Here is a 20,549-nt window from a genome sequence, read left to right as displayed (position 1 = left end):
ATTTTTAATAAAACAGTAGTAAATATCAACCTTACTACTGTTTTTATTTTTTGCAAGATTTATTATACAATTAAAATTTATATTTTGGCACATCAATTGCTACATAGGAAAAATATAAAAAATTGTAGAACTTGGAGGATGTTGTTATGAAGTCAGCTTACAAAGGATATGAAGCCTATAGTTATTTAGAAAAAGGAAAAGATATTTCATCTATTGAGATGTGTAAAGGAGATAAAAGAGTTAAAGAGTACCTTATTGAATTAGATGATATTCAAGAAGCGAAGGTTAAAAGTATAGTGGATGAAAAAATATTTATATCATTACATGAACATCCAGTATTATTTCCAGAACACCTAGAAAGAGATATATTTGAATATAATAGGGAAGGTAAACAAAGATGCGCTTATGAAGCATTATCAAGAGGATATTATGATGCTATATTTGATAATTTAATGGATGGTGTATGTACGATAACATCAAATTCAGGGTGGAAATGGGATGATATATTAATAGATTTAGGCATGAGACTATGTGATTTAGCTCATCAAGATTTTGTCATAAAGTGTGAAAAAGTAGAAGATATATACAGAGCTAAAAGTGAAGGTAAAGTAGCATTGATACCAACATTAGAAGGTGCAGCACCAATAGAAAATGAACTTGACAGAATAGATATACTGTATGGATTTGGTATAAGGTTAATGGGTATAACATACAGCGAATCCAATGCATTAGGTTCAGGACTAAAAGAAGAGAAAGATGGAGGTCTTACAAATTTTGGGAAAAAAGCTGTTGAAAGAATGAATAAAATTGGAATGGCAATAGATTGCTCTCACGTTGGAGTTCAAACTACACTTGATGTAATAGAATATAGCAAGGACCCAATAATATTAAGCCATGTTGGGGCAAGAAGTTTATGGAACACAAAGAGACTAACTCCAGATGAAGTATTAATAGCATGTGCTAAAAAAGGAGGGGTTATAGGTGTAGAAGCAGCACCTCATACTACAATAACAGAGAAGAATAAAGAACATTCAATAGAGTCATTTATGGAACATTTTGAGTATATTAAAAATTTAGTAGGAATAGACCATGTAGCTTTTGGACCAGATACAGTATATGGCGACCATGTAAAATTACACTCAGTACTAGCTGCTAAATTTGATATAAAAAAAATAACAGGAACAAAAGAACATCCCAAAGTAGAATATGTAGAAGGTCTTGAGAACCCAACAGAAACTTCAAAAAACATTGTTAGATATTTAGTAAAGCATGGATATAGTGATGAGGAAATAGAGAAGGTACTAGGTGGAAATATACTTAGAGTACTAAAACAGGTTTGGAAATAGATATATTAGAAATATTAATAAAATTTGAGGATTTATAGGGAGGTTTTATAAATGGATTATTTAAAATTAGCTAATCATCCACTTTTGTGGATAGCGAGTACAGTAGCAGTATCAATAGTAGTGGTACAATCCCTTATATTTGCTATAAAATCTTGCAAAGTTGGTAAAACAATGGGAATAACAGATAAACAAATAAAGTCAGCTGTTAAGAGTAGTGCTATTTCAGCTATTGGGCCTTCAATGACTATATTTGCTGGAATGGTATCGCTTATAGTAACTATGGGTGGGCCTATAGCATGGATGAGATTATCATTTATAGGTTCTGTAATTTTTGAATCAATGTCAGCCGGATTTGGAACAGATGCATTAGGTATAACTTTAGGTTCTCCTGAAATGACAAAACTTGCATTTACAAATGCAGTTTGGACTATGATATTAGGTTCTTTAGGATGGATAATATTCACATTACTATTTGGACATAAACTAGATAAGATAACCAATGTTATATCTAGTGGCAAGAAATCATTTATACCAATAATATCTCTAGGAGCAATGTTGGGTTCATTTGCATATCTAAATGCTGATAGGGTGTTGCGTTTTGATAATGGAACAATTGCATGTATAAGTGGAATGGCTATAATGGTAATATTGTGTATGCTTGAAAAGAAGAAAAATATAAAATGGTTAAGAGAGTGGGGGCTTACAATATCAATGTTTAGCGGAATGATAATAGCTTCAGTAATATAAGGGGGGAGTTTTATGAGTAAAGTAAAATCTATATACAATGAAGAATATTTACCTTTTATGATAAGGTATGGAAGACTAACACTATCTTTGGGTATTATAGCAGCATTAGTTCCTGGAATAATTTTGAGCTTTGGATTTGGTATTATGCCTCCAATATCAGCATTATTAGCAAGTACAATGGCAATTGTCAGTATGAGTGCTCCAAATTACATAATAGAACCAGTTTCTTATTCACCAATCTTAGGTATCCCAGGAACTTATATGAGTTTTCTTTCTGGTAATATATCTAATATGAGGCTACCATGTTCAATAGCAGCTCAAAAGGCAGCAGAAGTTGAATCAGGTACAGAAGAAGGCTCGATAATATCTACAATAGGAATAGCTGTATCTATTTTAGTGAATATAAGTATACTAACTATAGGGGTAATTTTAGGAGGAAGCGTATTATCTAAAATTCCAGCTGAAGTAGTAGAAAAATTAAACTTAATTTTACCAGCTCTATTTGGGTCAGTTTTTGGACAAGTATTTTTACAAGATAAAAAATTAGGTCTAGTAGCAATTGTAATATCTGTATTGACTATTATATTATCAAAGCAAGGTATAATACCACAGTCTCTAGTAGTTCTTATATGTGTATTTGGTACTATATTAATTGCAAGAGCTATGTATAAAGATAAGCTTAGTGACTAATTACAATGAAATAATAGTGAATTTTCAAATATGAAATATAATAATTTGATTTTCAAATATAAAAATTACATTAAGATTATTTAAAAATTGGTTTTTAAGGAGGGAATATTTTGATATATGATTTAATCTTAAAAAATGGATTTATAATAGATGGTACAGGTAATCCTGGTTTTTATGGAGATATAGCAATTAAAGACAACTTAATAGCAAAAATAGATTCTAAGATAAATAGCAATACAAATAAAGAGATTGATTGTTGTGGAAAAGTTATAACACCTGGATTTATTGACCCTCATGTTCATGAAGAAATAGTAGCAATACTAGATGGTAAATTTGAAAAGTTTCTAAAACAAGGAGTTACAACAACTATAAATGGTAATTGTGGACATTCTATAACACCATATTCTTCTGAAAATGTGTATGAATATATGTATAAAAATGGTCTATTACTTGAAGAAGAAAAAAAGTATCTTATAGATAAAAATAAATGTTGGAATAATTTTACAGAATATTGTGACCTTATATCTAAAAGTGGTATTTCTGTTAATATGGGATTCTTGTTGGGGCATGGGACTATAAGATGGAGTGTTATGGGAGGTTCTAAGGATAGACCTCCTACAGAAAAGGAAAAAAATGAAATTACAGATATAATAAATGATGGAATGAAAAGTGGTGCTTTTGGAATATCTACTGGATTGGCATATATACCAAGTAAGTATGCTGATATTGATGAACTTGTTGATATTGCAAGGCAGATTAAAGAGTATGATGGTATATATACATCTCATATTAGAGATTACATAGGAAGATATAATGCAGTAAAAGAAGCCATAGAGGTTGGGCAAAAAAGTGGTGCTAGGGTTCAAGTATCTCACTTAAGTCCAGTTGAAATAGAAGCATTTGATGATATATTAAAGGCTAGGTATAATGGTGTTGAAATAATGGTTGACACAGTACCAAGAAGTTCTGGGCATTGTATGAAGAAAAAAAGAGTAATTCAATTTATTATGGCAATATCATCTAGTCTATTTGAATTAGGTATAGATGGGGTAATGGATGCTCTTAGAAATGAAGAGGGAAGAACACTTATATTAAAAGAAGCATTTATACTTGGAGATAGGGGGAGTATAATACTTCTAAACACTAAAGATATTAATATGGAAAAGAAATCAATACGTGAAATAGCTACACAAAAAGGAATAGATGAAGACAAGTTATTACTCGATTTACTTTTAGATGGAGACGAAGAACTTATCTTTTGTTTAGGAGGAATGTATAGAGCTGATTTCCCAGATAAACTACATGATGATAAAATAATTGATAATCCATTTGTTATGGTTGGTTCAGATTGTTTGTTTAGTGTGGGTGGGGATATGTCATGGTTTGAACTACAAAGAAGAGGAGCTTTTCCAATTTTCTTCAATATGTACAGAAAGTCTGGTGTTAGATTGGAAGAGATTGTAAGAAGAGTTACTTCATTACCAGCTAGGCAATTTAAAATAAAAAATAGAGGTATTCTTAAAGAAGGGTTGATAGCTGATATAGCAGTTATTGACATGGATAACTATAGTTATCCTAGGTCAGAAGATATTGATTTTTCAAAGCCACAATTACTAGCCAATGGTGTTGAATATGTAATTGTAAATGGAAAAATTGCGTTAGAAAATGGAGAGATTACTGAGAATAAATGTGGTGAAGTATTGAAAAGATAAGGTTTTAAAAATAATAGGATTTAGAAAGTAAATAAATATCTAAGTAAGTAAAGACGAAGTTTGAGATTTATTTAAATAAAAATCATGCTTCGTTTTTATTTATAGTATTAATATTTATTTTAATAATCAGATAATATTTGTACTTTATAGTGAAAAAATTAATATTTTTAATCATTAAATTATGTAAAAAATTGGATAAATAGATAACTAAATCATTTGAGAAAAGATTTTTAGAAATAAAAAATGATAACTAAATAACCCCTTTAATATTTATCAAATAGCCAGTCATAAATATTAAAGGGGTTATTTAGTTTATAAAAATTATTTGTAATAAAGTAGGATATATTAATAAATATGATAGAATATATATTATAAATTAAATTTATAAATATAAGGGGGGAACTTTGAGTTCTTATAGATTTCTTACATTATAAGAACCAATACTTTATGCGGGAGTTATTAAAAGTAACACTTATAGTAATGCTTGTTTTGATAAATGCTTTTTTTGTAGCTTGTGAATTTGCTATGGTAAAACTTCGTAGTTCTAGGATTGATACCATGATAGCTGAAGGTAATAATAATGCAAAAAGATGTAAAATAATAAAAGACAACTTAAATTCCTATCTTTCTGCATGTCAACTTGGTATAACACTTTGTTCACTTGCATTAGGTTGGATGGGAGAATCTACAGTTAAAGAGTTAATTTTACCAATAGTAAGTGTATTTAATCTTAGTGAAAGTATTATATATACTATATCAATTTCCATTTCTTTTTTAATTATAACAATGATGGAGGTTGTAATAGGAGAGTTGGTTCCTAAAGCTTTAGCACTTTATAATACAGAAAAAATAATGTTGAGTACATCTTTTTTATTAGTAGGATTTTATAAGTTAACATATCCAATAATATATTTTTTCAACTTAAGTACTGATTTATTTCTTAAACCATTTGGATATTCACAAGCTGATGAGGTTGATGAACCCCATACAGGTGACGAAATAAGACTATTAGTAGAAGAAAGTTATAAAAGTGGACTTATAGATGAATCAGAGCAAAGATTAGTTGATAATATTTTTGAATTTGAAGAAAAGAAAATTAGAGAGATAATGGTTCCTAGAACTGATATGGTATGTATATATGAAAGTGATTCTGAAGAAAAGATATTAGCTATTTTAAAAGAGGAAGGTGTTACAAGATATCCAGTATGCAGAAAAAATAAAGATGATATATTAGGTTTTGTACATATAAGAGATTTATACAATCAAAAGATAAATGAAAATAAAATTGAACTAGAAGAAATATTGAGAGATATTATATATATATCTGAAAATTTAACTATAGATAAAGCTCTTGAGAGAATAAGAAAGGAAAAACTTCAACTTGCTATAGTTGTGGATGAATATGGTGGTACATCTGGTGTGGTAACAATAGAAGATATACTAGAAGAGATAGTTGGAGAAATTCAAGATGAATTTGACAAAGAAGAGACTCATATTAAGAAAATAGGAGCAGGTTCTTACTTAGTTGATGGAACTGAATCTATCAACTATATTAATAAGTATTTTGGACTTGATATAGAGCATGATGGATTTGACAGTATAGGTGGGTGGATATCCTATATGCTTGGTTCAAATATTAAAGTAAACCAAAGTGTAACTTTTGAAAATTACAATTTTACAATATTAGAATTGGATAAATTGAGGGTTGTAAAATTAATCATAAAAAGTGTAATATAATTATATCAAAAAATATTGGAGGAATTGTATGCAAAAAGTAGAAGGAATTATTTTTGACATGGATGGAGTTTTGTTTGACTCAGAGAGAATTTCTCTTGAATTTTGGATGGAGACGTTTGAAAAGTATGGATATACTATGACTAAGGAAATTTATACATCAGTTATGGGAAGAAATCGTAAAGGAATAATAGAAGGTCTTACAGATATATACGATAGTTCTGTACCAATAATAGATTTATATGACGAAAAAACTAAAAATATGATTGAATTTATGGAGAGGAAGGGAGCTCCTATCAAATTAGGAGTCAATGAACTAATCTCTTTTTTAAAAGAAAATGGATACAAAATGGCTGTTGCAACATCAACAAAGAGAGAAAGAGCAGTAAAGAGATTAGCTAAGGCAAATTTAAAAGATTACTTTGATGCTATAGTTTGTGGAGATGATGTTGTAAACTCGAAACCAAACCCTGAGATATTCCTAAAAGCAGCTAAAAAGATAAATGTTAATCCCAAAAATTGTATTGTCATAGAGGATTCGCCTATGGGAGTCGAAGCTGCATACAATGGTGGTATAAGATGTATAAATGTACCAGATTTAAAAGAGCCAGATGAGCAAATTAAATCACAATCACATAAGATACTTGAAAATTTACTGGAAGTTAGAGAATACCTAAAAAGTTTAAACTCTAAAGAATGTCACAATCTATAATATAAAGTATTAATTAAATAAATTAAATATAATTTCTTTGATTTAGAATAAATCCATGAATATGAGAAAAAATAAGTATAAACAGCTAGGAGGAATATTCATGGATAATGTAGGTTCTCTATTATATTTTTTATTTAATTTTTTCTTGTATGGTTTTATAGGTTGGATAATTGAAAACTTATATAGTTATTATAAACAAGGGCATTTTCAAGAAGATGGATTTTTAAATGGTCCATTTAAACCAATGTATGCAATTGCAATGTCGATTATAATAGAGGTCTCAAGATTTATTGACCCCAATAATATATTTGCATTGCTTTTATTATGTCTAGTAGTGCCGACAGTAGTAGAATATATTACAGGAATACTTATGAAAGTATATTTTAATAAGGTCTATTGGGATTATTCAGATTATAAGTACAATAGTAGAGGAATAGTATGTCTAAAGTTTTCTGTATATTGGACTATATTGACATTTATTGGAGTTAGATATTTTCAAGTGTATATAGTTGATAGTTTATATAGTCTTATAATACCTTATTGGCCAATTGTTGTAACTATACTTTTAGTAACATTGTTTGTGGATGAAATTCTTACTATAAAATTTTTGAGGGGAAATAAAGATATAGTAGAAAGATAACTTTAAAAATATAAGTTGAATTTAGATTGTAGTTAAAAGAAAGCTATGTTAAAATGGTGAAATCATTTAAAATTAGCTTTCTTTTTTATTTGATAAAATTATTTTATAATATATCTATAAGTTGTAAAGTTTTTTATTAAAATTAAAATAAAGTGTAGAAAATGGGGAGTGATTTATGATGGGTAAAATAAGATTTGGTATTGTTGGGACAAGCAATATAGCAAATATATTTCTAAGAGCTGCATCTAGGGTTAAAGACTTTGAATTGGTTGCTGTATATTCTAGAAATTTAGAAAAAGCTAGAGAATTTGGAACTCTATATGGAGCAAGTATTTTTTTTGATGATTTAGAACAAATGGCTAAATCGAAGGATATAGATGCTGTATACATAGCTTCTCCAAATGCATTACATTCAAAGCAAACCATTACTTGTTTAAAACACAAAAAACATGTGCTTTGTGAAAAGTCGTTAGCATCTAATTTAAAAGAAGTCAAATCAATGATAAAAACAGCCAAAGATAATAATGTATTGCTTATGGAAGCTATGAGAATTACATGTGTTCCAAACTTTAAAGCAGTTAAAGAAAACTTATATAAAATAGGGAAAATAAGAAGATTTTTTGGAAGCTATTGTCAGTATTCTTCAAGATATGATAAATATAAAAATGGAATTATAGAAAATGCCTTTAAAAAAGAGTTGTCAAATGGAGCTTTAATGGATATAGGAGTGTATTGTATACATCCTATGGTGAATTTATTTGGTGCTCCAAAAACTGTAAAGGCAGTTTCTCATATACTTCAAACTGGAGTGGATGGAGAAGGTTCAGCTGTATTTCAATATGATGATATGGATGCGATAATTCAGTATTCTAAAGTAGCTGATTCTTATATACCATCTGAAATACAAGGAGAAGAGGGAAGTATAATAATTGAAAAGCTTAATCTATTTGAAAAAGCTATTATTAAATACAGAGATGGAAGAGAAGAAGATATATCTATTCCAAAAGAAAAAGCAGAGGAAAAGCCTAGAGAAATAGAAGGAATGTATTATGAACTTGTAGAGTTTATAAGTCTTATAAATAACAATAAAATAGAATCAAATATAAATTCTCATGAAAATTCAATAATAGTAATGGAAATTATGGATGAGATAAGAAGACAAAGTAGTATTGTTTATCCAGCTGATAGTATATAGTTTATATTAGAAAATATAAGAATTTATAATATATATTCTTAAATAAATTTAATTTTAAGTTAAGGTAAGGCGTATACTTAACCAAGTGTTAAAATGTCAAATTATAAGTATGAAAAAGTGCTAAAAAGAAATTTATTTTTGGCGTTTTTTTCTTTTTTTTTACAATTTTGTAACAGTATCAAAAAAAGTTTTGACGATTTTATTACAATTTTGTAGTTGAATATACATATCAAAACTAATATGATTAATAATAACATAAATTTGAATATTTTTAGAGGAGAGAAAATATGAGAAAATTGATATACTTTATTACACCTTTTATAATAGGCGTAGTATTTTTATTTGGGTTAGACAAATTTCTTGATTCTAAAACTGATGAACTTTTGAGGGAGAAAAATCTACTTCCAATTATGGATGATACTTTAAGTGATATAAAAGATAAAGGGGTTACAGCAAATAATCATTTTTTAAGAGAAAAGGATATTATGATTTTGGGGTCATCAGAACTTAGTAATTCAACAAAACAACATCCAAAGTACTATTTTAATACAAATAGGAGTAAAAATAAGGTGTTTGCAATTGGAAGAGCCTATACTCAGACATTACAAGATGCTGCAATATTAGGAAGTATGAATCCTAATATTGATAATAAGAAAGTTGTCTTGTTAATTTCTATGCAATGGTTTATGGAAAAAGACGGAGTCACAAGTCACCATTATCAGTCTAGATTTTCACCAATACAATTTTATCGATTTTTAGATAATCCAAAAATATCTAAACAAAATAAGATTGAATATGCAAAAAAATCAAGTAAGTTATTATGGGGAAGTGATGAGTATAAAGCAGAAGCATTATATGCTAAGCTATATGAGCCTAAGACATTTCCTGAAAAAGCTGAAAAGGTGCTTTTAGAGCCTTATTTTCAAGGAAGAAAGTATTGTATAGCTCTTAAAGAAAAGGGTATTCTTTATAAACGATTAATTAAGCTAGATAAAAAGAGAGCAACAAAAAGAAAAAGACCAATAAATTGGTCATATGAGAGAAAGAAAGCCATTGAAGATGCTAAAAAAAGAGTTGGTAAAAATCCACTAAATATTGATAAGTACTATTATAAAGAGCATTTTAAAGATGGTATAGAGCAATACAAAGGAAGAGACAAAGATGTAAATTTATTAACATCTAAGGAGTTTGAAAATTATAAATTGATGCTAAATGTATGTACTGACTTAGGTATTAAGCCAGTTGTTGTATTAATCCCAAGTATGGATAAATTCTATAATTTGACTGGTATTTCTGAAAAAGAAAGAAATCAGTACTACGATAAAGCACAAAAAATAGCAGAAAGCAAAGGCTTTGAAGTTCTAAACCTTAAAGATAAAGGGTCAGATAAGTATTATTTAAGGGATGTAATGCATCTTGGTACGAAAGGATGGGTAGATGTCTGTGAGAGATTATTTAAAATATTTAAAGAACAATAAAGATTTGTTAACTAGTATTTGTTTAACTATGGTTATAATATTGGCGATAGGAGTTCTAACATTTACTCCATTTAAAGAATTGCCATTTATTTATAACGGATTTTAAAGGAGCATTCTTATATGAAAATTATTGAAGGAATAAAAAAATATTCAAATACAGATAGAACAGCACTAATGTGTAATGGAGATAAACTTTCTTATAAAGATTTAAATGAATATTCAGATGCTATATCAGTATTTCTAAAGGATGTATACAAAGAAGAAGATACTCCTATAGTAATTTATGGAAATAAAGAAAACATGATAATGGCATGTATGATAGGAGCTTTAAAATCAGGCAGAGCGTATGTGCCTCTTGATATTAGTTTTCCAATTGATAGAGTTTTTGAAGTCACTAAAGAGATAAAACCAAAGGTATTATTTAACTTTAGTGATGAAAGAAATTTTGGAGATATCAATGTAATTGATATGGATAAATTAAATTATATAATAAATGAATATCAGGGAAAATCATTAGATAAAGAAAACTGGGTAAAAGATGATGAAAATGCATATATACTATTTACTTCAGGAAGTACAGGAAAGCCAAAAGGGGTTCAAATAAGTTCAAACAATTTAGATAGCTTTTCAGATTGGATAAGCCCATATCTAAACATAGATGGAAGTGAAAAAGTAATAATGAACCAACCAGCATATTCTTTTGACCTTTCAGTTACAACAATATACCCTGGTCTTATCCATGGAGCTACATTATTTTCAATATCAAAAGATGTATTAGCAGACTATAGAGAACTATTTAGACAATTTAGTATCTCAGATATAGCTGTATGGGTGTCAACTCCTTCTTTTGCAGGAGTATGTATAACTGAAAAAGAGTTTAATAGTAAAATGCTTCCTAACCTTGAGTCAATGATATTCATAGGAGAAGCACTTTCAAAAAATCTTACTAAAGAACTTATGAGTAGATTTCCAAACACAAGAATTATCAATGGATATGGACCAACCGAGGCTACTGTTGGTGTAAGTGTAAATGATATGACTCAAAAGGCTATAGATGATGAAAAAAGTCTTCCAGTTGGATACCCTATGTCAAATTGTAAAATAAAAATACTTGATGAAGATGGAAATGAGCTTAAAGAAAATGAAAAGGGTGAAATTATAATAATTGGACCATCAGTTTCTAAAGGTTACTTCAATAATAAAGAAAAGACTGATGAAGTATTTTTCTATGATGAAATAGATGGTGTAAAGTGGAGAGCTTATAAAACTGGAGATATGGGATATCTTTTAGATGGAAATATATATTATTGTGGAAGAAAAGATTTTCAGATTAAATTAAATGGATTTAGAATTGAAATAGAAGATATAGAAAATAATTTGAGAAAAGTACATAATGTAAAAAATGCAGTAGTTTTACCAGTATATAAGGACGAAAAAATTGCTTACTTAAAAGGTATTGTTGAGTTAAATGAAAAGAATGATTTAAGTAATATTAAAAATGGGAGGATAATAAAAAAGGAACTTGGAAAGTATATACCTTCATATATGATTCCAAGAAATATTTCAATAATCTCTGAGTTTCCAACAAATATCAATGGTAAAATAGACAGAAAGAAACTTATGGAGGAAATTTAATGATTTTTTCACAATATGGAGATTATTTTTATCTTTATATATTATTATTAACATCAATACCATCAGTAATTTTAGGTCTAATGGGCAAGAATATAAAGTATTATGGTATGTTGGCAAGTTTGTTTATGATATTCTTAATAGTAGGAATTGATGTCCAACTAAAGTACTTGGTAATATTTATTATTCTTGAAATAATAATAGTTAAAGGATATGAATATGTAAGAAGAAAAACTAAAAATAAATACATATATTGGGGATTCTTGTTTGCATCAATGCTCCCAATAATAATAAATAAAATATCTCCAGTTACTTCTTTTGGAATAATTGGATTTATTGGAATATCATACTTAAATTTCAGAACTATACAAATGGTTATTGAAATTTATGATGGAGCTATAAAAGAAGTTAAAATTTCAAAGATGCTTTATTTTATGTTATTTTTTCCAACTTTAAGTTCTGGACCTATTGATAGGTCAAGAAGATTTGAACAGGACTTGGAAAAACAAATCTCTAGAAAAGAGTATATAGAAGAATACTTACTGCCAGGAATAAAAAATATTGTCATGGGAGTAGGTTATAAGTTTGTTATAGCATTTTTGATAAATACATATTGGGTATCAAGAATACCTAAAGATATGAGTTTTATAAATATTTTAAGTTATATGTACGCATATAGTTTATACCTGTTCTTTGATTTTGCGGGATATAGTTTATTTGCTATAGGTACAGGGTACATATTTGGAATACAAGTACCTATAAACTTTGACAAGCCATTTATCAGCAAAGATATGAAAGAGTTCTGGACAAGATGGCATATAAGTCTTTCAAGATGGTTTGGAGATTATATTTTTTCTAGATTTGTTATGTCATCAATGAGAAAGAAAAGATTTAAGAAAAGGACTACTGCTGCTCATGTGGCTCAGATGATAACCATGATAACAATGGGATTTTGGCATGGTCTAACTTGGTATTATGTTGCTTATGGTGTATACCAAGGATTGGCACTTGTGTTAACTGATATATATCAGCGAAAATCTAAATTTTATAAAAAACATAAAAAAGATAAATGGTTCGAGAGAGTGCAGATTTTCATTACATTCCATATTGTGTGTTTTGGATTGCTGATATTCTCAGGTTATTTAGCTTAATTTTAAGGAGGAAAATTTATGCAAGAAACAGTTATAGAAATATTTGAAGATGTATTAGGAACTGATGAGATAAGAGAAGATTTAGACCTTAATTTATTTGAGACGGAACTTTTAGACTCATTAGCTATAATTGAAGTTTTACTTGAAATTGAAAATAGATTAGGGATAGAGCTTCAACCAACTGATTTAGAGAGAAAAGATATGTCTACTGTAAATAATTTAGTAAAATTCTTGGAGACAAGAAAATAAATTAGTAGTTAGACTTTAAATATTAATTTATAAAATAAAATTTTACAAAGTCCATCTGATACTAATATTTGATGGACTTTTTTAATGATAATACAAAGTCTTTTGAAAATAACTTTAATTAAGTAAAAAATTTAATACATAAATATGATTTCATAAATCTTAGGTATCATTGTAATATTATAGGAGAAAAATATATTATATTTAGGAGGAAAATGAATGTCTTTAAATTCGATAGATAGAAAAAAAGAAATACTTAAATTATTAGATTCAAAAGGGAAGGTAAACACTAAAGAATTAGTAAAAAGATTAGAAGTATCATCAGAAACAATAAGAAGATATTTGGAAGAATTAGAAAATGAAAATAAATTAAAAAAGGTATATGGTGGTGCTATAAAAATAAATTATGGAGTGATTGAACCAGAACATATAAAGAGAAACAATACTAACCTAGATAAAAAGCAAAGTATTGCTAAATATGCAGCTAAATTTGTAAATGACAATGAGTCAATTATCATAGATGAAGGTACTACCAATTTGCAGATTGTAGATTATATAATATCTGTAAACAATTTAAAAATTATTACAAACTCTTATCCAGTTCTATCAAAATTGATTTCTTATGAGAATCAAGGTTTGTTTGATGGAGAAGTTATATTTATTGGTGGAAAAGTAAATTTAAAACACCAAAGGACAGCATGTCCAATGTCAATAGATACTATGAAAAACTTATACGTAGATAAAGCTTTTATATCTAGTGAAGGTATACTTGATAGTTTTGGAATTAGTAGTATAGACCAAAATAAGGCATTGTTGTCAAAAGAATATATAAAAAATTCAAAGGAAAGTTTTGTATTATGTGATAGTTCTAAAATAGGAATTGCTAGTATGTATAAGATAGCAGATTTAGAGGAATTAGATTTTGTTATTTGTGATGTAGAACCTCCGAATGAATGGAAGGATAAGTTAAATGAGATAAATATAACATGGATAGAAGCAAAATAAACCCTTAGTTTTATATAATACAACTATGCTCAATACAACTAAATTCATAAAATATAGTCAGTTCATAGATTAAGATTAGAAAGTAAATTTTAGATTGTAACTTAGGATTTTATGGGAATATGATACAAAATAAAAACAACTAAATACAACTAAAAACAGAAATTTAATATATATTTAACCTAAATATGATGTATAATTAACATATGAAAGTTATACTTTAAAAGTAAAAACAATTAAAAACACAAAAATTCTAAAAAGAATCTATGGAGGCTATAAATATGAAAAAGATATATGGAGAAAAAATAAAAGCAGTAGTATTCGATTGGGCTGGAACAACAGTAGATTATGGATGTTTTGCACCTCTTAATGTATTTATAGAGATATTTAAAAGAAGAGGTATAGATGTAACAATGGAAGAAGCAAGAAAACCTATGGGAAAATTAAAAATAGACCATATAAGAGAAATGTGTGAAATGGATAGAATAAAGAATATTTGGTCAGATAAATTTGGTAAAGTGCCAACTGAAGATGATGTAAATGAACTTTATGCTGAATTTGAGCCAATGTTATTTGAGACATTAGAAGATTATACGACTCCAATTCCTCATGTTGTTGAAACTATTGAAAAGTTGAGAAAAAATGGATTAAAAATAGGTTCTACAACGGGTTATACAAGAGAGATGATGAACATAGTTGAACCAAATGCAGCAAAGAAAGGATACTCACCCGATTTTCTTGTAACACCATCAGAAGTATCTCAAGGAAGACCATATCCTTGGATGTGCTATAAAAATGCTGAAGCTTTAGGGGTGTCTCCTATGAGTTCTATGGTAAAAGTAGGAGATACAATAAGTGATGTAAAAGAAGGCGTAAATGCAGGAATGTGGAGTGTTGCTGTAATAAAAGGTTCAAGTGAGTTAGGGCTTACACAAGAAGAAGTAGAGAACATGGATAAGGAAGAATTAAAAGCTAAGATGAGTATAGTTTCAAAGAAATTTAAAGAGGCAGGTGCACATTTTGTAATAGAAACTATGGCTGAGTTAGAAGATATACTAATAAAAATAGAGAATGAAACTATTAAATCAGATTTTGTACCAGAAAATGATTACATATTACTTACACCAGGACCACTATCTACTACTAAATCAGTAAGAGCATCTATGTTAAAAGATTGGTGTACTTGGGATATTGAATATAATAACCTAGTACAAGATGTTAGAAGAAGATTAGTATCTCTAGCAACCCAAAATACAGATAAATACACAAGTGTATTAATGCAAGGAAGTGGGACTTTTTCAGTAGAAGCTATAATAGGAAGTACTATTTCAAAAGATGGTAAACTTCTTGTAATTGCAAATGGAGCATATGGAAAGAGAATGAAAGATATATGTAATTATCTTAACATAGAATTTGTTGACTGCACTTTTAAAGATATAGAAGCAGTGGATTTAAATGTAGTAGAAAATTTATTAAAAGAAAACAAGGATATAACACATATATCAATGGTTCACTGTGAAACTACTACAGGTAGATTAAATCCTATACAAGAGGTAGGGAAACTTGCAAAAGAATATAACAAAATTTATATAGTTGATGCTATGAGTAGTTTTGGGGGAATTGAGATTGATGTTGAAGATTTTAATATAGATTTTTTAGTTAGTAGTTCTAACAAATGTATACAAGGAGTACCTGGATTTGGTTTTATAATAGCTAATAAAGAGAAATTATCTAAATGTAAAGGTATAGCTAAATCATTATCTCTTGATGTGTATGCGCAATGGGAGACTATGGAGAAAAATAATGGTAAATGGAGATTTACCTCACCTACACATGTTGTAAGAGCTTTTTATCAAGCTTTATTAGAATTGGAAGAAGAAGGTTCTGTTGAAAAAAGATATGCTAGATATAAAGAAAATCAGTTTACAATAGCTTCAAGATTAAAATCTTTAGGATTTGATACTTTGGTGAATGATAATGCTCAATCACCTGTAATAACAACTTTCTTATATCCTAAAAATGCAAAGTTTGAATTTATGGAATTTTATACTTATTTAAAAGATAATGGATTTGTTATCTATCCAGGTAAATTGACTGATATAGATACATTTAGAATAGGTAGCATAGGTGAAGTTTATCCAACTGATATGGAGAGACTAGCTGATGTAATAGAAAAATTTATCAATAGATAGAAGAAGATAGTGTCTTGTAGGTTACAGAATAGTGTGGAAAGCCCACTCCTTTAGGTGTGTGAGATGATAGCACAAACAGTGTATAAAAAGTATTGACAGTAGAATTTAAAGATTTATATTTTAGAAGTTTATACAATGAATATATAAAGATTGAGTAATAGGGATATATTTTATTTAAACCACAATCTAAGAAATTAGATTTATAGTTTAAATAAAGAATTTCCCTATTATTTTTATGCCTATTTATAGAAAATAAATGATAGTTGCTTTATTAAGTATTATTATCATACTTGACAACGTAACAATGTTTTGTTATATTAGGTTTAGAGATAAAATACGGTAAAGAAAGGATATCATTATGAATGAAGAATTAAGTTCACTAAGATTTGATGGTGTTGGAAAATGTAAAGGTGGAATTTTTGATAATGTTAATATATCAGGAACAGGCAAAATAGAAGGAAGTGTAAAATGTAGTAAATTTGATTCTTCTGGTTCAGCAAAAGTTTTTGGGACAACAGAATGTAATGAATTTTTTACATCTGGTTTAAGTAAAGTAGAAGGAAACATACTGGCATCAAAAGTTGAGATATCGGGACTTCTTAGATGTACAGGAAATATTAATTCTGTTGAAATTGATACTAGTGGAATTATTAATGTAGAAGGAAGTATAAAATCGGATATTATTCATGGAGAAGGATATTTAAAAGCAAATGAGAATATAGATTGTGAAAATATCAATTTAAGTGGAATCTTGGAGTGTAATGGATTTTTGAATTGTGAAGAAGTTAATATTAGTTTAAATGGAACTTCTAATTTTAATGAAGTTGGAGCAAGTAGTATAAATATAAAAAAGGGGCATGGAGATTATTGCAAAAAATTTCGTATGCTAGAAAAAAAGCATATCAACTTTGAAAAAGTGTCTTCAAATTTAATAAGTTTAGGTCTATTATCAATTAGAAAGTATACAGAAAGTAAATTGTTTGCAAATATTATAGAAGCAGATGAAATAAGCTTAGAAAATAGTGAAGTCAAAGTTGTAAGAGGAAAAAATATTAAAATAGGCAAGGGATGTTATGTAGAAAGTTTGGAGTACAGTGAAAGTATAGAGATTGATGAAGATTCAATAGTTGGTGAAATAAAGAATATAAGTGAAAAAATAAAATTAAAGAAGGATAAGTAATAAGTAGGTTTAAAAATAAAATTTAAAATGAGGTAATAATATGGAAAAAGGGTCTATAAAAATACTTGGAGAAGGCTTTATAAGTAGTGGTGAGTATGAAAATATAAAAATCGTGGGAAGCTCTAAATCAAAAGGAAATGTTAAAAGTAACGAAGTAAAAGTCCTTGGAGATGCAAAATTTGAAGGTGACATCAATATAAAAAATTTTGTTGTTAACGGAAAAACTATTATAAGAGGCAATCTTAAAGCAGAGCGTGTAAGAGTGAATGGTCAACTTAATATAGAGGGAGATGCAGAAATAGATGACTTAGTTATAACTGCTCAACAGAAAGTGGATGGCAAACTTAAATGTAATAATGTTACAATAAGAGGACAATTAAGTGTAAATGAAAATATGTATGCACAAGATATAAAAATCTATGGCGAAATGAGAAATAAATCAAATATAGAATGTGAAGATATAAAGGTATATGGAGCAATAAAATGTGATGGTCTTTTAAATGGAGAAAATATATATGTTTATTCAGGAGGAGGTTCTTATTGTAAAGAGATAGGGGCAACTAATATAAAAATAGGAAGAAGCAAAGATGCTTTTTCATTAATTAAAATCATTAATATTTTTTCAGGAAAGTTTAAATGTAATTTGATAGAGGGAGATACTATTGAATTAGAAGATGCATCAATAAAAGATATACGAGGCAAAAGCATATCTCTAGTAGATAATTGTGACGTTGTAAATATTGAATACAGTGATAATTTATCAGTTTCAGATAATTCTACTGTAAAAAACAGTATAAAGGTGGGCTAGAAAAGTTATGGAAGAATTAATATCTAAGAAAGATTTATTGAGCAAAACTAATATATCTTATGGTCAATTATATAGATGGAAAAGAAAAAACATAATACCAGAGGAATGGTTTATAAAAAAATCAGCTTTTACAGGTCAAGAGACTTTCTTTCCAAGAGATAAAATACTAGAAAGAATAGAGTTAATATTGTCTATGAAAGAGGAGACTTCTCTTGATGATATTGCAAATATGTTTATGAAAAAGGATATTAATAAAGAATTTGACATTGATTTTATTCTCAGTAAAGAAGTTATATGTAATTATACCAAAGAAATATTTCAAAATTTATATAAAAAAGAGCAAAGCATAGGTAAAAAAGAACTGCTTATATTGAGCATAATAGAGAAGTTTTTAGTTAAATCTATAATAACTTTTGAAGAGTTAAAATTGATAGTGAATATAATAGAAGAAAATTTTACATCAATATACAATGAAAGTGGAAAGATTTATTTGTTTAGAAAGTTTGGAGTTCCATTCGTAGTAGGATGTCTGGATTATAAAAAAGTAAAGTTTGAAAAAGATGTAGTTAAGATTATTGAGATTGACTTGACAAAAGAAATAAATGATATAAGTATAAAGTTATCATAGTGTATTATCTTATATAATGTATTATAATAATATACTTAAAATACACTTTATTTAAATATTTAGTTTAAAGATAAGATTTTATGTGAGTGTGTAAAAGTTAAAGATAGATTTAAGTAGGTTATAGGGATTAGTAAATAATAAAATGAACCATGATGAATTACTATAAATTGTATTTAAACTACATTTTCTACTTATAGTAATATCAATGGTTCATTTTATTGTTATTAAGATAATACAGTATTTATAAAAATACTTGATATAAATATAGTAAATTGTTTAAATAGAATTATTGCCTTAATTTATTCAAATAATGAGTTTTTAAAATCTAAGAAATATCCTTGTGGATGAAGACATACAGGACAAGCTTTTGGAGCTTCTTTACCTATATGTATATGGCCACAATGTGTACATATCCATTGTATATCTTCATTTCTTCTGAATAAAGTACCTTCTTCTAAATCAGTAGCATATCTACCAAATCTATCACCATGAACTTTTTCTATTTCAGCTATATTTTCAAATAACTTAGCTATAGATTCAAATCCTTCTTCACGTGCTGTTTTTCCAAAGTTTTTATATACATCATCCCACTCTTGAAGCTCATTATGTTGTGCAGCTTTAAGGTGTTGTGCTGTCTTGTCATATAAATCTACAGGGTATGCTCCTGATATACTTATATTTTCACCAGCAAATTCTTTTAATTTAGAAAAGAATTGTTTTGCATGTGATTTTTCTTGGTCAGCAGTGTAATTAAATAAAGACTCTATTATATATAATCCTTCTTTTTTTGCTACAGATGCAGAAATATTGTATCTATTTCTAGCTTGACTCTCACCTGCAAAAGCTCTTAATAAATTTTCTTTAGTTTTACTATCTTTTAAATTCATATTCTACCTCTCTATCATAATAAATTTTTACAATATTTGATTCTTTTTATTTATTATTCCAATAGGAGATATAATTATGCTCAATTTAGTCAGCATTTTTAAAATTATCATTAATTTTTTTTAAAATTCTAAGAAATTCTTGTTTTTCATTTTCTGTAATATTATGGTATGCTGTCTCTTTAACTTGTGTTGAGATGCTATTAAAAGTATCTTCTATAAGCAGTGCCTTTTTTGTAAGCTTTATATACGTGATACGTTTGTCATTTGTACATTTTTGTCTTTCTAAATATCCTAGGTTTATAAGTTTATTAACCAACACTGTAACAGTGGATTTATCTTTTCCTATTTTAGCTGCAATTTCTTTCATTGTAAGTATTCCATTATTTTCATAAAGTGCAGTTAAAATATTTCCATGAGTAGGTATTAACTCACCTAAACCATTTTTACTGAGTTTATTTTCAATGAATTTAATCATACTAGCCTTTGTTTTACTTATGAAATGTACAATATATTTATCTTCCATAAATTATTCTCCAATCTTTAATCTATTTAAATTAGTTTGACATAAA

19 protein-coding genes are annotated in these 20,549 nt (G+C 27.8%); 17 read left to right on the top strand and 2 right to left on the bottom strand.

The window, feature by feature from the left end:
- The first annotated feature begins 146 nt into the window (after positions 1-146).
- The 17 genes from CDIF1296T_RS15090 to CDIF1296T_RS15010 all read left to right on the top strand — a co-directional run bounded on the left by CDIF1296T_RS15090 (position 147) and on the right by CDIF1296T_RS15010 (position 19,093).
- Positions 147-1,346 carry a dipeptidase gene (locus tag CDIF1296T_RS15090; protein WP_009898033.1) on the top strand — a complete coding sequence of 400 codons (1,200 nt, stop codon included), beginning with the start codon at positions 147-149 and terminating at the stop codon, positions 1,344-1,346.
- A 51-nt stretch (positions 1,347-1,397) separates the two neighbouring features.
- Positions 1,398-2,093 carry a DUF5058 family protein gene (locus tag CDIF1296T_RS15085; RefSeq protein ID WP_003426729.1) on the top strand — a complete coding sequence of 232 codons (696 nt, stop codon included), beginning with the start codon at positions 1,398-1,400 and terminating at the stop codon, positions 2,091-2,093.
- 12 nt (positions 2,094-2,105) lie between these two features.
- Positions 2,106-2,783 (top strand): hypothetical protein, encoded by a 678-nt coding sequence (locus tag CDIF1296T_RS15080; protein ID WP_003426728.1) that lies wholly within the window; start codon positions 2,106-2,108, stop codon positions 2,781-2,783.
- Positions 2,784-2,893: 110 nt separating this feature from the next.
- Complete coding sequence (locus CDIF1296T_RS15075) at positions 2,894-4,495, top strand: N-acyl-D-amino-acid deacylase family protein (RefSeq protein WP_009898031.1); 1,602 nt, start codon at positions 2,894-2,896, stop codon at positions 4,493-4,495.
- 447 nt (positions 4,496-4,942) lie between these two features.
- On the top strand, positions 4,943-6,232 hold the full coding sequence (locus CDIF1296T_RS15070; RefSeq protein ID WP_009898029.1) for a hemolysin family protein: 1,290 nt from the start codon (positions 4,943-4,945) through the stop codon (positions 6,230-6,232).
- A 28-nt stretch (positions 6,233-6,260) separates the two neighbouring features.
- Positions 6,261-6,941: an HAD family hydrolase gene (locus CDIF1296T_RS15065; RefSeq protein ID WP_009898027.1), complete on the top strand. Its 681-nt coding sequence runs from the start codon at positions 6,261-6,263 to the stop codon at positions 6,939-6,941.
- A gap of 100 nt (positions 6,942-7,041) precedes the next feature.
- Positions 7,042-7,581 (top strand): putative ABC transporter permease, encoded by a 540-nt coding sequence (locus CDIF1296T_RS15060; protein ID WP_009898025.1) that lies wholly within the window; start codon positions 7,042-7,044, stop codon positions 7,579-7,581.
- Positions 7,582-7,756: 175 nt separating this feature from the next.
- Positions 7,757-8,776 (top strand): Gfo/Idh/MocA family protein, encoded by a 1,020-nt coding sequence (locus CDIF1296T_RS15055; RefSeq protein ID WP_003439589.1) that lies wholly within the window; start codon positions 7,757-7,759, stop codon positions 8,774-8,776.
- A gap of 287 nt (positions 8,777-9,063) precedes the next feature.
- On the top strand, positions 9,064-10,254 hold the full coding sequence (gene dltD / locus CDIF1296T_RS15050) for a D-alanyl-lipoteichoic acid biosynthesis protein DltD (RefSeq protein WP_003439587.1): 1,191 nt from the start codon (positions 9,064-9,066) through the stop codon (positions 10,252-10,254).
- A 120-nt stretch (positions 10,255-10,374) separates the two neighbouring features.
- Positions 10,375-11,889, top strand: a complete 1,515-nt coding sequence (locus CDIF1296T_RS15045) for a D-alanine--poly(phosphoribitol) ligase (RefSeq protein ID WP_009898020.1) — start codon at positions 10,375-10,377, stop codon at positions 11,887-11,889.
- The gene (gene dltB / locus CDIF1296T_RS15040; RefSeq protein ID WP_009898018.1) at positions 11,889-13,037 is read left to right on the top strand and encodes a D-alanyl-lipoteichoic acid biosynthesis protein DltB; all 1,149 of its coding nucleotides are present in this window, start codon (positions 11,889-11,891) and stop codon (positions 13,035-13,037) included. Before CDIF1296T_RS15045 ends, dltB begins: the two co-directional genes overlap by 1 nt.
- Before the next feature lie 18 nt (positions 13,038-13,055).
- On the top strand, positions 13,056-13,286 hold the full coding sequence (dltC, locus tag CDIF1296T_RS15035) for a D-alanine--poly(phosphoribitol) ligase subunit DltC (protein WP_003422749.1): 231 nt from the start codon (positions 13,056-13,058) through the stop codon (positions 13,284-13,286).
- Positions 13,287-13,502: 216 nt separating this feature from the next.
- Complete coding sequence (locus CDIF1296T_RS15030) at positions 13,503-14,288, top strand: DeoR/GlpR family DNA-binding transcription regulator (protein ID WP_003439571.1); 786 nt, start codon at positions 13,503-13,505, stop codon at positions 14,286-14,288.
- 278 nt (positions 14,289-14,566) lie between these two features.
- Positions 14,567-16,477: a 2-aminoethylphosphonate--pyruvate transaminase gene (phnW, locus tag CDIF1296T_RS20020; RefSeq protein WP_009898016.1), complete on the top strand. Its 1,911-nt coding sequence runs from the start codon at positions 14,567-14,569 to the stop codon at positions 16,475-16,477.
- Between the two features lie 358 nt (positions 16,478-16,835).
- Positions 16,836-17,657: a hypothetical protein gene (locus CDIF1296T_RS15020; RefSeq protein WP_009891149.1), complete on the top strand. Its 822-nt coding sequence runs from the start codon at positions 16,836-16,838 to the stop codon at positions 17,655-17,657.
- Between the two features lie 40 nt (positions 17,658-17,697).
- Positions 17,698-18,465 (top strand): polymer-forming cytoskeletal protein, encoded by a 768-nt coding sequence (locus CDIF1296T_RS15015; protein WP_009898014.1) that lies wholly within the window; start codon positions 17,698-17,700, stop codon positions 18,463-18,465.
- Between the two features lie 7 nt (positions 18,466-18,472).
- Positions 18,473-19,093 (top strand): YhbD family protein, encoded by a 621-nt coding sequence (locus CDIF1296T_RS15010; RefSeq protein WP_009891147.1) that lies wholly within the window; start codon positions 18,473-18,475, stop codon positions 19,091-19,093.
- A gap of 299 nt (positions 19,094-19,392) precedes the next feature.
- On the opposite strand, the gene rbr is transcribed toward CDIF1296T_RS15010, so the two are convergent.
- Together rbr and CDIF1296T_RS15000 are read right to left on the bottom strand one after the other, a co-directional pair.
- A complete protein-coding gene (gene rbr, locus CDIF1296T_RS15005) occupies positions 19,393-19,980 on the bottom strand; it encodes a rubrerythrin (protein WP_003426696.1) in 588 nt (195 codons plus the stop codon).
- An 85-nt stretch (positions 19,981-20,065) separates the two neighbouring features.
- Positions 20,066-20,503 carry a MarR family winged helix-turn-helix transcriptional regulator gene (locus tag CDIF1296T_RS15000; RefSeq protein WP_003436793.1) on the bottom strand — a complete coding sequence of 146 codons (438 nt, stop codon included), beginning with the start codon at positions 20,501-20,503 and terminating at the stop codon, positions 20,066-20,068.
- Positions 20,504-20,549 lie beyond the last annotated feature (46 nt).

Origin of the sequence: Clostridioides difficile ATCC 9689 = DSM 1296 (assembly GCF_001077535.1) — a bacterium.
GTDB lineage: Bacteria > Bacillota > Clostridia > Peptostreptococcales > Peptostreptococcaceae > Clostridioides > Clostridioides difficile.
This window is presented reverse-complemented; position numbering and strand designations above follow the sequence as displayed.